This window comes from Saccharothrix sp. CB00851 (assembly GCF_001905065.1).
In the GTDB taxonomy this organism is placed as follows: Bacteria; Actinomycetota; Actinomycetes; order Mycobacteriales; family Pseudonocardiaceae; genus Actinosynnema.
This window is the reverse complement of sequence record NZ_LWLC01000033.1, coordinates 21,237-34,649: the sequence shown is the minus strand read 5'-3', so window position 1 is coordinate 34,649 and position 13,413 is coordinate 21,237. Positions and strand designations below refer to the sequence as shown.

At 73.2% G+C, this 13,413-nt stretch carries 13 protein-coding genes; 8 read left to right on the top strand and 5 right to left on the bottom strand.

Annotation, left to right across the window (positions count from 1 at the left end; translation table 11 throughout):
• Positions 1–5 precede the first annotated feature (5 nt).
• Positions 6–3,152 carry an AfsR/SARP family transcriptional regulator gene (locus tag A6A25_RS28515; protein ID WP_158073832.1) on the bottom strand — a complete coding sequence of 1,049 codons (3,147 nt, stop codon included), beginning with the start codon at positions 3,150–3,152 and terminating at the stop codon, positions 6–8.
• 127 nt (positions 3,153–3,279) lie between these two features.
• On the opposite strand from A6A25_RS28515, the gene A6A25_RS28510 reads away from it, so the two are divergent.
• Positions 3,280–3,816, top strand: a complete 537-nt coding sequence (locus tag A6A25_RS28510) for an AAA family ATPase (protein ID WP_073895404.1) — start codon at positions 3,280–3,282, stop codon at positions 3,814–3,816.
• An 88-nt stretch (positions 3,817–3,904) separates the two neighbouring features.
• On the opposite strand, the gene A6A25_RS28505 is transcribed toward A6A25_RS28510, so the two are convergent.
• Positions 3,905–5,077, bottom strand: a complete 1,173-nt coding sequence (locus A6A25_RS28505) for an ROK family transcriptional regulator (protein ID WP_073895488.1) — start codon at positions 5,075–5,077, stop codon at positions 3,905–3,907.
• A 61-nt stretch (positions 5,078–5,138) separates the two neighbouring features.
• On the opposite strand from A6A25_RS28505, the gene xylA reads away from it, so the two are divergent.
• Positions 5,139–6,275 (top strand): xylose isomerase, encoded by a 1,137-nt coding sequence (gene xylA, locus A6A25_RS28500; RefSeq protein WP_198932895.1) that lies wholly within the window; start codon positions 5,139–5,141, stop codon positions 6,273–6,275.
• On the top strand, positions 6,275–7,654 hold the full coding sequence (locus A6A25_RS28495) for a xylulokinase (RefSeq protein ID WP_073895400.1): 1,380 nt from the start codon (positions 6,275–6,277) through the stop codon (positions 7,652–7,654). Before xylA ends, A6A25_RS28495 begins: the two co-directional genes overlap by 1 nt.
• Positions 7,655–7,699: 45 nt before the next feature.
• Here the strand turns inward: A6A25_RS28495 and A6A25_RS28490 are convergent, their stop codons facing one another.
• Positions 7,700–8,584: an aminoglycoside phosphotransferase family protein gene (locus A6A25_RS28490; protein ID WP_073895398.1), complete on the bottom strand. Its 885-nt coding sequence runs from the start codon at positions 8,582–8,584 to the stop codon at positions 7,700–7,702.
• Between the two features lie 99 nt (positions 8,585–8,683).
• Between A6A25_RS28490 and A6A25_RS28485 the strand changes: the two genes are divergently transcribed.
• Positions 8,684–9,295: a flavodoxin family protein gene (locus tag A6A25_RS28485; RefSeq protein WP_073895397.1), complete on the top strand. Its 612-nt coding sequence runs from the start codon at positions 8,684–8,686 to the stop codon at positions 9,293–9,295.
• Between the two features lie 418 nt (positions 9,296–9,713).
• Here A6A25_RS28485 and A6A25_RS28480 read toward each other — a convergent pair whose 3' ends face one another.
• Positions 9,714–10,454, bottom strand: a complete 741-nt coding sequence (locus A6A25_RS28480; protein WP_073895395.1) for a ZIP family metal transporter — start codon at positions 10,452–10,454, stop codon at positions 9,714–9,716.
• Positions 10,455–10,499: 45 nt separating this feature from the next.
• Here A6A25_RS28480 and A6A25_RS28475 point away from each other — a divergent pair, with 45 nt between their 5' ends.
• Positions 10,500–11,507 (top strand): NAD-dependent epimerase/dehydratase family protein, encoded by a 1,008-nt coding sequence (locus tag A6A25_RS28475; RefSeq protein WP_073895394.1) that lies wholly within the window; start codon positions 10,500–10,502, stop codon positions 11,505–11,507.
• Positions 11,508–11,547: 40 nt separating this feature from the next.
• Here A6A25_RS28475 and A6A25_RS28470 read toward each other — a convergent pair whose 3' ends face one another.
• A complete protein-coding gene (locus A6A25_RS28470) occupies positions 11,548–11,793 on the bottom strand; it encodes a DUF6480 family protein (protein ID WP_073895392.1) in 246 nt (81 codons plus the stop codon).
• A 76-nt stretch (positions 11,794–11,869) separates the two neighbouring features.
• On the opposite strand from A6A25_RS28470, the gene A6A25_RS28465 reads away from it, so the two are divergent.
• From A6A25_RS28465 to A6A25_RS28455, 3 genes are read left to right on the top strand one after another with little or no spacing between them, the layout of a single operon-like run.
• Positions 11,870–12,442 carry a nucleotidyltransferase family protein gene (locus A6A25_RS28465; RefSeq protein WP_073895390.1) on the top strand — a complete coding sequence of 191 codons (573 nt, stop codon included), beginning with the start codon at positions 11,870–11,872 and terminating at the stop codon, positions 12,440–12,442.
• Complete coding sequence (locus tag A6A25_RS28460) at positions 12,439–12,687, top strand: BON domain-containing protein (RefSeq protein WP_073895388.1); 249 nt, start codon at positions 12,439–12,441, stop codon at positions 12,685–12,687. The genes A6A25_RS28465 and A6A25_RS28460 overlap by 4 nt, the downstream gene beginning before the upstream one ends.
• On the top strand, positions 12,684–13,412 hold the full coding sequence (locus tag A6A25_RS28455) for a metallophosphoesterase family protein (protein ID WP_198932894.1): 729 nt from the start codon (positions 12,684–12,686) through the stop codon (positions 13,410–13,412). The genes A6A25_RS28460 and A6A25_RS28455 overlap by 4 nt, the downstream gene beginning before the upstream one ends.
• The last annotated feature ends 1 nt before the right edge of the window (position 13,413 follow it).

Sequence of the window (13,413 nt, the reverse complement as noted above, 5' to 3'; positions counted from 1 at the left end):
GGCTGTCAGACGAGCGGGCGCAGTGTGTCCGCTTCGGGGGACTGCATTCGGGTGAAGAGGTCTAGAGCACTTCGCCAGTGTGTTCGCGCGTGCTCCGGTTCGAGGTGGCCGAGCAGGCGCAGGGTGTGCGCCTCACCAGCCAGGTGACCGGTGCTCCGGTGCAGGTCGAGGGCTTGCCGCGCGTGCGCGACGGCCTCCTCGGCGGGTGCCGTGCGGGCCAGCGCGGTGAGCGCCTTGGCCTCGACCACCCGGTAGCCCGCCTTGCGCGCGATGGCCAGCGCCTCCTCCGCCCGGCCCAACCCGATCAGCGCCTCGGCCTCCAGGAAGTCGTCCTCGGTCTCCCGGGCCAGCTCCACCGCCTGCCGGTAGCAGTCCAGCGCGTCACCCTCCTGACCGGCGCGGCGGTGGATGTCGCCCAGCACGTGCAGCGCGCCCGCCTCGATCCGGCGGTCACCGGTGTCGCGGGCCAGCATCAACGACGTGCGGCCGTGCTCGTACGCGGCGGCCCGGTCGCCCCGGTCGTTGTGCACGGCGGCGAGCGTGGTCAGGTTGCCCGCCTCGGCGACCCGCGCGCCGATCTCGCGGTGCATCCGCAACGCCTCGGTCAGGTACCCGGACGCTTGGTCGAGGTCTCCGCGCGTGTGCCACAGCTCGCCGAGGTTGCCCTTGGCCAGCGCGATCGCCTGCGGCGCGCGGGCGTCGTCGCTCAGCCGCAGCGCCTCGGTGAAGTAGTCGGTCGACTCGGCCAGCCTGCCCAGCTGCCACGCCACGATCGCCAGGTTGTTCAGGCCCGCGAGCTGACCGGCGACCAGGCCGTGGCGGCGGTCGATCTCGACGGCCCGCGCGAAGTGCTCGGCCGCCTCGGTGAGGTGCCCGGACTGGCGGTGGATGCCGCCGAGGTTGTTGTGCGCCGACGCCTGCCCGTCCGGCCAGCCGCCCTCCTCGGCCAGCCGCAGCGCCCTGGCCGAGTGCTCGATCGCGGCGGCGTGCTCGGCGCGCAGGAACTTCAGGTTCGCCAGGCTCAGCTCGGCCGCGGCCTGCGCCATCGGCTCGCCCTCGGCGGCGCGCAGCGCGGTGCTCGCCACCGTCATCCAGTCGACCGTGGCCATCCGCAGCCAGAAGTAGCCGCGCAGCGCGTCCGACAGCAGCCACGCCTCGCGGCGCGGTCCGTGCCCGGCGGCGTGCAGCACCGCGGCCACCAGGTTGGCGCGTTCGGCGTCCAGCCAGGCCGACGCCTGGTTCTCGTGCTCGAACAACTCCGGCGGGAGCGGGCCGGGCAGCCGGGACATGTCCGGGTACAGCACCGCCGCCGCGGACCGCGCCCGTTCCCGGTACCAGTCGTACAGCCGGCGGACCGCCTCGTCCCGCCGGTCGTCGGTCTCCTCGGCCACCGCGCGTTCCCGCGCGTACAGGCGCAGCAGGTCGTGCCCGGTGAACCGGCCCGCGTCCTCGTGCAGCAGGTGCGCGTCGGTCAGCGCGGTCAGCAGCTCACGGGCGCGCGGCACGGGCAAGTCGGCGACGGCCGCCGCCGCCTCGACGCCGAAGTCCTGGCCGGGGATGAGCCCGACCAGCCGGAACAGCCTCCGCGCGGCGGCCGGGAGCGCGCTGTAGGACAGGTCGAACGCGGCCCGCACGGCGGTGTCCTCGTCGGCGTGCAGCGCGGTGAGCCGGTTGCCGCGGCGCAGCTCGGCGACGTGGTCGGCGATCCGGCCACCGGCGTAGTGGGCGGCGGTGACGCGCAACGCCAGCGGCAGGCGCGCGCACAACGCGGCCAGCTCGGCGGTCGCCTCCGGCTCGGCGGCCGTGCGGTCCTCGCCGAGCAGGCGGCCGAGCAGCTCGACCGACTCGGCCGGGGTGAGCACGTCCAGCGCGACCCGCGCGGCGCCCTCGCGGGCCACCAGACCCGCCATCCGGTCCCGGCTGGTGACCACGACCAGGCAACCCGAGCCGCCCGGCAGCAGCGGGCGGACCTGGTCCGCGCCCGCCGCGTTGTCCAGCACCACGAGCACTGCGCGGTCGGCCAGCGTGCTGCGGTACAGCGCGGTGGCCTCGTCCACGTCCGGCGGCACCCGTTCGGGTGGCACGCCGAGGGCGTGCAGGAAGCGGGAGAGCACTTCCAGCGGGCGCCGCGGCGGCAGGGCGTCGTAACCGCGCAGGTCGGCGTAGAGCTGGCCGTCGGGGAACAGCTCGCGCGCCCGGTCCGCCCAGTACACGGCCAACGCCGTCTTCCCCACCCCGGCCGTGCCCGCGATGGCGGAGATGACGACCGTGGCACCGGCCCGGTCCTCGCGGGCCCTGCTCGCCTGGCGGTCGAGTTCCTCCAGTGCCGTGCGGCGGCCCGTGAAGTCCGGGACGGCGGCCGGCAGCTGGCGCGGCACGACCGCGGCGGGCAGCAGCGGCGTGCGGTCCAACGCGCGGTCGGCGCGCAGGATCTCCAGGTGCAGCCGCTTGACGGCGGGGGAGGGCTCGATGCCCAGTTCGGTGCCCAGCGCTGCGCGCAGGCTCTGGTAGGCGGCCAGGGCCTCGGCCTGGCGTCCGGTGCGGTAACGGGCGAGCATGAGCTGGGCCCACAGCCGTTCCCGCAGCGGGTGCTGCTCGGTCAGGGCGGACAGCTCACCGCACAGCTCCGCCTCCTGGCCCAGCGCCAAGCGGGCGTCGACGTTGTCCTCCTGGACGGTGAGCCGCAGCTCCTCCAGCACGGTGACCCGGGGCCGGATGATCTCCGGCACCGGTAAGCCGTCCAGCGCCGGGCCGCGCCACAGGCCGAGCGCCCGCGTCAGCCGTTCGGCGGCCACGTCGAACCTCTTGTCCCGCAACGCCTCCCGACCCTCGGCCACCAGGTCCTCGAACCGGGTGGCGTCCAGCGCGTCCCGGTCGACGCGCAGCACGTAGCCGTCCGGGCGGGTGTCGATCACCGCGTCGCCGTCCCGCAGCAGGCGGCGCAGGTCCGACAGGTAGGTCTTGAGGTTCGCGCCGGCCGAGCGGGGCAGCGCCTCGGGCCACAACGCGTCGCTGAGCGCGTCGGCGGAGGTGGGCGTGCCGTCGCGCAGCAGGAGGACGGCGAGCAGCACGCGTTCCTTGCGCCGGGTGGGTACGACGAGCCGGTTCGCGCGGTCGCGAACCTCCAGCGGACCCAACACCCCGAAACGCACAGGACACAGCGTAGTGATGTCGGTACACGCAGGTGTGTACCCCGGCGTGTACCGGTGATCAGCAGGATGTGCGGTGCGGGGGCGGTGACCAGGGGGCACCGTCCCCCGCCCGGTTATCCTCGGCCCGGTGCCCCGCTTGATCGCCCTGAACGGTCCGCCCGGGTGCGGCAAGTCGACCATCGCGCGCCGTTACGCCGACAACCACCCGCCCGCGCTGGTGCTGGACGTCGACCGGGTGCGCGACCTGATCGCCGGCGACCTCGCCGAGGCGGGCCGACTGGCCCGCGACATCGCCATCTCCGCCGCCCGCACCCATCTGACCTCGGGCCATGACGTGATCGTGCCCCAGTTCCTGGGCCGCCCCGAGTTCCTGGACCGGCTCTGCGCGCTGGCCGCCGACGTGGGCGTCGAGTACCACGAGATCGTCCTGCACGACACGCGGGAGAACGCGATCCGCCGCTTTCTCGAGCGCGGGACCGTCCAGGCGACCCCGGCCGAGCTGTCCGCGATGTACGACAACCTCCAAGCCGTCATCGCCACCCGCCACCCCACCGTGATCCCCTCGGTGGAAGGTGACCCAGCCCACACCTACCACACCCTCCTGGCCGCCCTGAACGTTCAACTCGGGGTACCTGAACGTAGGACACGGCCGTTCCGAACGTAGGACACGCGCGGCGCGAAGGTACGACTCTCGCGCGTGTCCTACGTTCGGAACGCGCGTGTCGTACGTTCAGGACCCCCGAATTCAACGGTCAGGCGAGGACTGAGGTGACGTAGGGGTCGGGGTCGGCCAGGATCGCGCGGACGGCGGTGGTGGCGGCGCCGCGCACGGCGGCCTCGGCGCCCAACGACGAGGCGACCACCCGCACGGTCGACCACTCGGCGCTGACCACGCGTCGATCCAACTCCGCGTGCAACGGCTCCTGCAGCCACGGCTCCAGCCGGGCGTACGTCCCGCCCAGCACCACCGTCGGCAGGTCCAGCAGGTTCACCGCCCCGGACAGCGCCACGCCCAGCCACCGCGCCGCCGAGCGCACCGCCGTCGTGGCCGTCCGATCACCCGCCGCCAGCCGTCCGAGCAGCTCGTCCACCCCCGTCACGCCCGCCGCGCGCACGATCTCGTCCTGCCCCGCCAGCCGCTCCAAGCACCCCCGCGACCCGCACGCGCACGCGGGCCCACGCGGGTCGACGGACAGGTGCCCGATCTCGCCGCCGAACCCGGACACGCCCTCGAACAGCGCCCCGCCCACCACGATGCCCGCGCCGATGCCGATCTCACCGGAGATGTGCAGGAAGTCCGCCGCCACGTCCCCGTGCCACAGCTCGGCCAACGCGGCCAGGTTGGCCTCGTTGCCGACCAGCACCGGCACGTCCAGCTCCAACCGCCGGGTCAGCTCACCGCGCACGTCCACCTCGCGCCAGCCCAGGTTCGGCGCCAGCCGCAGCGAACCGCCGGCCACCTTCACCAGACCGGGCACGGCCACGCCGACCCCGCCGATCGGCACGTCCTGCTTCGCCGCCGTGCGCACCGCCGCCGCCACCTTGGCCAGCACGCGGGCGGGGGAGGAGGCACGATTGTCGCTGGGCCGCACCCACCGCGCCCGCACCCGCCCGGTGAGGTCGACCAGGCACGTGGCCAGGTAGTCGACCCCGACCTCCACCCCGAGCCCGTGCGGACCGGTCGGCGACAGGTGCAGCGCCGTGCCGCGTCGCCCCGGCCCGGACCTGGCCTGCGCCTCGCCCTCGGCCACCAGACCGGCGCCGATCATCCGGTCGACCAGGCTCGACACGGTCGCCTTGGTCAGGCCGGTGCGGGCGGCCACGGCGGCGCGGGACGACCCGGGCGCCTCGGCGATGGCGTCGAGCACGAGGGCGGAGTTGTGCCGTCGCACGGTGTGCTGGCTCGCGGGCTGCGGTCTGGACACCACTGGATCCTAGCGGCTTTGTGCGATAAGTTCAGGCATCAAACTTATTGGAGGTGCCCTCGTGGACAAGTTCAGCTTCGGCCTGTGGACGGTCGGCTGGCCGGGACGCGACCCGTTCGGCGACGCGACCCGCCCGCCGCTCGACGTGCCGTTGGCGGTGCGCAAGCTCTCGGAGCTCGGTGCGTGGGGCATCACGTTCCACGACGACGACCTGTTCCCCTTCGGCTCGGACGCGGCCGAGGTCGGCAAGCGGGTCTCCGCCTTCCGGGCGGCGTTGGACGAGACCGGCATGGTCGTGCCCATGGTGACCACCAACCTGTTCACCCACCCGGTGTTCAAGGACGGCGGCTTCACCAGCAACGACCGCTCGGTGCGCCGGTTCGCGCTGCGCAAGGTGCTGCGCAACCTGGAGCTGGCCGCCGAGCTCGGCGCCCAGACCATCGTCATGTGGGGCGGCCGTGAAGGCTCCGAGGTCGACGCGGCCAAGCCCGTGTCCGCCGCCCTCGACCGCTACCGCGAAGCCGTCGACACGGTCGCCCAGTACTCGGTCGACCAGGGCTACGGCTTCCGCTTCGCGTTGGAGCCCAAGCCCAACGAGCCCCGCGGCGACATCCTGCTGCCGACCATCGGCCACGCCCTGGCGTTCATCTCGACGCTGGAGCACCACGAGCTGTTCGGCGTGAACCCCGAGGTCGGCCACGAGCAGATGGCGGGCCTCAACTTCGTGCACGGCATCGGCCAGGCGCTGTGGCAGGGCAAGCTCTTCCACATCGACCTCAACGGCCAGAAGGGCCCGCGCTACGACCAGGACTTCGTGTTCGGCCAGGGCGACCTGCTGTCCGCGTTCTTCCTGGTCGACCTGCTGGAGAACGAGGGCTACGACGGCCCCCGGCACTTCGACTACAAGCCGCTGCGCACCGAGGACTTCGACGGCGTGTGGGAGAGCGCGGCGGCCAACATGCGCACCTACAAGCTGCTGCGCGAGCGGGCGGCGGCGTTCCGCGCCGACCCCGAGGTGCAGGAGGCGATGAAGTACAGCGGCGTCTACGAGCTGGCCGAGCCCACCCTCAACGAGGGCGAGTCGATCGCGGACTTCCTCAAGGGCGAGGACTTCGACCCGTCCGCCGCGAGCGAGCGCGGCTTCGGGTTCGTGCGCCTGGCGCAGCTGGCGACCGAGCACCTGCTGGGCGCCCGCTGATGGCGCTCGTCGCGGGCGTCGACTCGTCCACCCAGTCCTGCAAGGTAGTGGTGCGCGACGCGGACACCGGCGCCCTTGTTCGGCAAGGGCGTGCGGCGCACCCGACGGGCACCGAGGTGCATCCCTCCGCGTGGTGGGACGCGCTCCAGACCGCCATCGCGGACGCGGGCGGCCTGGACGACGTGGCCGCCGTGTCGGTGGCCGCGCAACAGCACGGCATGGTCACGCTCGACTCGGCCGGCGAGGTGGTCCGGCCGGCGCTGCTGTGGAACGACACCCGTTCCGCGGGGGCGGCGGCCGAGCTCACCACCGAGCTGGGCGGGCCGGACAAGTGGGCCGAGGCGATCGGCAGCGTCCCGGTCGCCTCGCTCACCGTGACCAAGCTGCGGTGGCTCGCGACCAACGAGCCGGAGTCGGTCGCCCGCACGGCGGCGGTCTGCCTCCCGCACGACTGGCTGACGTGGAAGCTGTCCGGCGGCACGTCGCCGGCCACGCTGACCACCGACCGCAGCGACGCCAGCGGCACCGGCTACTGGTCACCGTCCACAGAGGACTACCGGCCGGATCTGCTCGAACTGGCCCTGGGCAAGGTCGTCGGGCTGCCCCGCGTGGTCGGCCCGGCCGAACTGGTCGACGGCCGGTTCGGCGCGGGCGCGGGCGACAACGCGGCGGCCGCGCTGGGCGTGCAGGCGCAGCCCGGTGACGTGGTGGTGTCCATCGGCACGTCCGGCACGGCGTTCGCGCGCCGGCCGAACCCCGTGGTCGACGGCACCGGCATCGTCAACGGGTTCGCCGACGCCGAGGGCGGCCACCTGCCGCTCGTGGCGACGCTGAACGCGTCGCGCATCCTCACGGCGGCGGCGTCCGTGCTCGGGGTGGACCTGGCCGACCTGTCGGACCTGGCCCTGAGCGCGCCCGCGGGTGCCGACGGGCTGGTGTTCGTGCCGTACCTGGAGGGGGAGCGGACGCCGAACAAGCCCGACTCCACCGGTGCGCTGCACGGCCTGCGGCTGGAGACCATGACCCCGGCGCACCTGGCGCGTGCCGCGGTCGAGGGTCTGCTGTGCAGCCTGGCCGACGCGATCGACGCGCTGCGCGCCCTGGACATGCCCGTGACGCGGGTGCTGCTGATCGGCGGCGGGGCCCGCATGCCCGCCGTGCAGCGGCTCGCGCCCGCCGTGTTCGGCTGCCCGGTCCTCGTGCCGTCGCCGAGCGAGTACGTGGCCGACGGCGCGGCCAGGCAGGCGGCGTGGGCGGTCAGCGGCGCGGACGCACCGCCGCACTGGTCGGAACTGGCGTCGACCACGGTCGAGGCCGAGCCGACCCCGTGGGTGCGGGACCGCTACGCCTCGGCGCGAGACCTGACCGTCAACCGCTGAATCGAGCCGAATGGGGCGCCTCTGGCCGCGGAGGCGCCCCATTCGCTACGGCGCGTCGGCGAGCACTTCCTCGAGCACGGGCCGTGACCGCTCGTCGCCCTCCGCCAGCGTGATGAGGGCCTTCCACAGCGCCCACCCGCGTGCCCGCGCCCACGTCGCGTCGTCCAACCCGACCGCCTCGCGGAAGACCCGCCTGCTCTCACCCGAGAACATGGTCCACGCGATCACCAGGTCGCACGCCGGATCCCCGACACCGCACGTGCCGAAGTCGATCACCGCAGCCAGCTTCCCGCCGTCGACCAGCAGGTTCCCGCTCGCGATGTCGCCGTGGAACCAGACCGGCGGCCCGGACCACCCCGGCGCGCGCAGGGCGTCGTCCCACACGGCCGCGGCCCGTTCGACGTCAATCCGACCTGCCGAGGCCGCCAACGCCCGCCGCGTCCCGTCGTCGTAGTGACCCGGCGGCGAGCCGCGGTGGAAGCTGTGCGCACCGGCCGTCGGCCCGCCCGTCGCGTCGATGCGCCGCAGCGCGCGGAGGAAGTCGGCGATCGAGACCGCGAACCCCGCCATGTCCTCGACGCGGTCCGGCGACGCGGTCTGCCCGTCCAGCCAGCGCCGGACCGACCAGTGGAACGGGTAACCCTCGCCCGGCACGCCCATCGCCAGCGACACGGGCACCGGGACCGGTAGCGCCGGCGCGAGCACCGGCAACCACGTGTGCTCCTTCTCCACCGCCGGCGCGTAGCCCGCACCGGTCGGCAGCCGCACCGTCAGGTCGTCGCCGAGGCGGTAGGTGCGGTTGTCCCACCCGTCGACCTCGACCGGCGTCACGGGCAGCCCGGCCCACCGCGGGAACTGGCTCGCGAGCAGCCGCCGCACCAACCCGGCGTCGATACCGGCACGTCCGTCGTGGTACGGGATGTCGACCATGCTCCGAGCCTGGCGACCCGGCGGCGGAGACGGCAACGCATTTTCGCGCCCGTCGCGGGTACCCCGGCGGGTGGCCGACCGGATGCGGAGGTGCCCGTGATGAGGGCCGTGGTGCTCAACTGCTCGCTGAAGAAGTCGCCCGACACGTCCAACACGCAGCTGCTGGCGGACGTCGTGGTCAAGGCGCTGGAGCAGCGCGACGTCGAGGTGCGGACGTTCCGGGTGGTGGACCACGACGTGCCGCCGGGCGTCGTCACCGACCTGGGCGACGGTGACGAGTGGCCGATGATCCACGACGAGCTGCTGAACGCGGAGATCCTGGTGGTCGCCACGCCGACGTGGGTCGGGCACCCGTCGTCCATCGCGCAACGCGTCATCGAGCGGATGGACGCCATGATCTCCGAACAGGACGACGAGGGCCGCCCGGTCGCGTACAACCGCGTGGCGGGCGTCGTCGTCACCGGCAACGAGGACGGCGCGCACCACGTGATCAGCGAGGTCGCCGGCGCCCTCGGCGACATCGGCTACACCATCCCCGGCCAGGCGTGGACCTACTGGAACATGGGCCCGGGACCGGGCCCGAGCTACCCGGACACCGTCCACGGCCACGAGTGGTCGAGGAGCACCGGCGAAGCGATGGCCGCCAACCTGCACGCCGTCGCGACGGCACTGGCGAAATCCCCCGTCCCCGCCCCGCCGTCGAGCAGCTGACCGTCGAGCAGCTGACCGTCGAGCAGCTGACCGTCGAGCAGCTGACCGTCGAGCAGCTGACCGTCGAGCAGCTGACCGTCGAGCAGCTGACCACGGGCCGACCGCGAGCGGCTGGCAACGGGCCGACCGCCGCTGCCGCTGTCGCGCGCCTGCCCGTCCGCAATGCGCGCCTGCCCGCCTGCTGTCGCGCGCCTGCCCGACCGACCGTCCTACCCGATTCGCCCCGCTCCGCCCTCCCGAACGGCCCGTCCCGATCCGCCTCCCGAACCGCCCTTCCCGGACCGACCGACGCCTCCCCGCCGCCGGGCCGGCCGTTTTCTCCGGCTAACGTGAGAAATGCGATTTGGGTTGTCAAAGGTTGCACTATTCGCCCGGCCGAGTGACCCACCAACGGACCGTCGCACCCGGTTTGGCCTGGTCAGGCCCGGGATAGTGCGAAGGCGCTCAGGAAGCCGGCCACCGTCACCAAGCCGACCAGCAGGTGGGCGTCGTCGAACGCCTCCGGGATCATGGTGTCGGCCACCATCGACAGGATCGCGCCGCCGGCGAACGCGGTGATCGCGGCCAGCCACTGGGGTGGGGCGTCGGCCAGCAGACCGTAGCCCGCCATCGACGCCAGGCCGCTCACCACCGCGATCGAGGTCCACAGGCCGAACACGTAGCGGCGCGACCGGCCGGCCCTCCGCATGCCCGCCGCCGACGACAGCCCCTCCGGCACGTTGCTGATGAACACCGCCGCCACGGTCACCGCGCTCACCCCTCCGCCGCCGAGCAGGCTCGCCCCGATCACCACGGACTCGGGGATGCCGTCCAGCAGCGCACCGACCGCGATCGCCGTCCCCGACCCGCTCTGCTCCGCCTCGGACGGCTGCAACCCTCCCGACCTCTTCCGGTGCCGGGCACCGCGCCGCGCCAACGCCACGTTCGCCGCCGTGTACACCAGGGCACCGAACGCGGCACCGGTCGCCGTGGGCAGCAGCCCGCCCAACTCGTGCGCCTCGTCGATCAGGTCGAACGACACCGCCGACAACAGCACGCCGCTGCCGAACCCCATCACCCCGGCCACCACACCGCGCGGCACCCGGACGAGGTAGCCCACGAGCGCACCCACTAGCAGCGCGGACCCGGCCAGCAACCCCCACCCCGCCGCCTGGAACACCGCGCCTCCCGTGTCGGACCCGCCCCGCGCGGGTAACCGGACGCCATGAGGATCGTCGTCACCGGCGCGACCGGCAATCTGGGCACCGCCCTGGTGCGCCGTCTCGCCGACGAACCGGACATCACCGTGCACGGCGTCTCCCGCCGCCAACCCGCGGTCGCACCGCCCTACGACACGATCACCTGGACCCCGGTCGACCTCAGCCGCGAGGGTGCCGAGGAACCCCTCGCCGAGGCCTTCCGCGACGCCGACGCGGTCGTCCACCTGGCCTGGCTCATCCAGCCCGGCCACGACGAGCGCGTCCTCTACCGGACCAACGTCGCCGGCAGCGACCGCGTGTTCACCGCCGCCGTGAAGGCGGGCGTCCCGCACCTGGTCCACATGTCGTCGGTCGGCGCCTACTCGCCTGCCTCGAAAGACCACACCGTGGACGAGAGCTGGGCGCACGACGGCCTGGCGAACTCCTACTACAGCCGGCACAAGGCCGCCGCCGAGCACCTGCTCGACCAGCTCGAACGCGCACACCCGCAGCTCACCGTCACCCGTGTCCGCCCCGGCCTGGTCCTGCAGCCGGAGGCCGCCGCCGAGATCAAGCGCTACTTCCTGGGCCCGCTGGTGCCGCACGCGCTGTTCCGGCTCAAGCCGCCCGTCCTGCCGCTCCCGCGCACGATGGTGCTGCAGTTCGTGCACGCCGACGACGTGGCCGACGCCCTGGCGAAGATCCTCACCACCCGGGCCGAGGGCGCGTACAACCTGGTCTCCGAGCCCGTCGTGACACCCCAGGTGCTGGCCGAGGTCATGGGCACCCGGCACGTGCCGATCCCGCCGACCCTCCTGCGCACCGCGGCCAAGGTCAGCTGGCACCTGCGCCTGCAACCCACCTCGCACGGCTGGGTCGACCTGGCCCTCACCGCGCCGCTGCTGGACGCGACCAAGGCGTTCACCCGGCTCGGCTGGGCACCCCGGCACAACGCCCGCGACACCCTCCGCCAGCTCCTCGACGGCCTCGGCCGCAAGGAGGGCCTGGCACCGAGCCCCCCGCTCAAGCCCTGAGAGCAAGCCCCGAGAGCTCCGAGGGCCCGGTCAAGCTCGGTCAGAAGCCCTCGAACAGGTTCGTCCACCCCATCACCTGGGCCACGACGAACGCCAGCGCCAGCGCCGTCACGAGCAGCACGGCCACCAGCGTGATGACGGGCCCGCGGCGGGACGGCATCGGCTGCGGGTGCGACAGACCGGAGGTCTGGCCGGAATCGGGCGGTGTCTCGCCGGGCGCGACCCCGCCACCGGGCTCCAGACCGGGCGTGCGGGCCGGGTCCGGGTCGGGCGGTGTGGCAGTCATACCGGGTGGGCTACCCGGTGGGGACGGCGCTACCCGCACCCGTGTGAACGACCAGCCGTACGGGTAATCACGTCACATGAGCGGTGTTCAAGACGAGCTGCTGCGCACGTTGACGAAAGTCGCCAAAGCCCTGCGCGCGCAAGAGATCCCGTTCGCCCTGGCGGGCGGGTGCGCGGTGTACGCCAGAGGCGGGCCGGCGACAGAACACGATGTGGACCTCCTGGTCCGCGAGCAGGACGCCAGCGCCGCCGTGAGCGCGCTCGTCGCGGCCGGCATGCGGGCCGCGACACCACCCGAGGACTGGCTGTTGAAGGTCTACGACGGTGACTCGCTGGTTGACCTGCTGTTCCGGCCCAACGAGGTGCCGGTGACCGACGAGACCCTGGCCCGTGCCGAGGAGTTGCAGGTCGGCTCGGTCGTGCTGCCGGTCATGCCCGCCACGGAGGTCCTGATCGGCAAACTGCTCGTCCTCGACGGACACCGGTGCGACTTCAGCGAGCTGCTGCCGTTCGTCCGCGCGCTCCGCGAGCAGATCGACTGGGAGCACGTCCGCGAGGCCACCAAGCACTCGCCGTACGCCGAGGCGTTCCTCGTGCTCGTCGAACGCCTCGACCTCCTGCCCGCCCCGCTGACCAGGAGCACCCGATGACCGCAGAGCAATACCTCGCCGCCCGGCTCCGCCAGGCGTTGGCCGAGGACCCGCGCACCACCGAACTGGGCGTGCGGGTCACCGTGCGCGGTGACCACGTGCTGCTGTCCGGTGACGTGGCCAGCCCGGAGCGCCGCGCCGAGCTCGAAGCCGTGATCCACGACGTGGCGCCGGAGTTGACCGTGCTCGACGACGTGAAAGTGGTGCCGTCCGAGGCGCCGGTCGGCCGAGAGGAGCTGCGATGATCCGCATCGCCGCGGTGGGTGACGTGCACCTGGGCGAAGACGCGCGCGGCCGGTTGCGGCCCGCGCTGGACCAGCTCGGCGAGCAGGCCGACGTGCTGCTGCTGGCCGGCGACCTGACCCGGCACGGCACGGTGTCGGAGGCGCGGGTGGTGGCCGACGAGTTCGGTGGCCTGCCCGTGCCCGTGGTCGCCGTGCTCGGCAACCACGACCACCACGACGACAAGCCCGACGAGGTGACCGCCGTGCTGCGCGACGCGGGCCTCACCGTGCTGGAGGGGGAGAGCACCACCATCAGCGTGGACGGCCACACGTTGGGCGTCGCGGGGGTGAAGGGCTTCGGCGGCGGGTTCGCGGGCAAGTGCGGCAGCGCGTTCGGCGAGCCGGAGATGAAGGCGTTCATCCGGCACACCTCCGAGATCGCCGACTCGCTGCGTGCCGCGCTGAGCAGCCTCGACACCGACGTGAAGGTGGCGTTGACGCACTACTCGCCGGTGCCGGACACGTTGCGCGGCGAGCCGCCGGAGATCTACCCGTTCCTCGGTTCGTACCTGCTGGGTGAGGCGATCGACGCGAACCACGCCCACCTGGCCGTGCACGGGCACGCGCACTTCGGCAACGAGCACGGCATGACGCCCGGTGGCGTGCGGGTGCGCAACGTGGCACAACCGGTCATCCGATCGGCATACACCGTCTATTGCGTGGAACCCGCCGTAGTGGAGGTGTAGC

What these genes read in the sequence shown, in the direction of transcription:
- A6A25_RS28495 (WP_073895400.1), top strand. Translation starts at nt 6,275, where the DNA reads ATGGCGCTCGTCGCGGGCGTCGACTCGTCCACCCAGTCCTGCAAGGTA.
- A6A25_RS28490 (WP_073895398.1), bottom strand. Translation starts at nt 8,584, where the DNA reads ATGGTCGACATCCCGTACCACGACGGACGTGCCGGTATCGACGCCGGG.
- A6A25_RS28485 (WP_073895397.1), top strand. Translation starts at nt 8,684, where the DNA reads ATGAGGGCCGTGGTGCTCAACTGCTCGCTGAAGAAGTCGCCCGACACG.
- A6A25_RS28475 (WP_073895394.1), top strand. Translation starts at nt 10,500, where the DNA reads ATGAGGATCGTCGTCACCGGCGCGACCGGCAATCTGGGCACCGCCCTG.
- A6A25_RS28470 (WP_073895392.1), bottom strand. Translation starts at nt 11,793, where the DNA reads ATGACTGCCACACCGCCCGACCCGGACCCGGCCCGCACGCCCGGTCTG.
- A6A25_RS28465 (WP_073895390.1), top strand. Translation starts at nt 11,870, where the DNA reads ATGAGCGGTGTTCAAGACGAGCTGCTGCGCACGTTGACGAAAGTCGCC.
- A6A25_RS28460 (WP_073895388.1), top strand. Translation starts at nt 12,439, where the DNA reads ATGACCGCAGAGCAATACCTCGCCGCCCGGCTCCGCCAGGCGTTGGCC.
- A6A25_RS28455 (WP_198932894.1), top strand. Translation starts at nt 12,684, where the DNA reads ATGATCCGCATCGCCGCGGTGGGTGACGTGCACCTGGGCGAAGACGCG.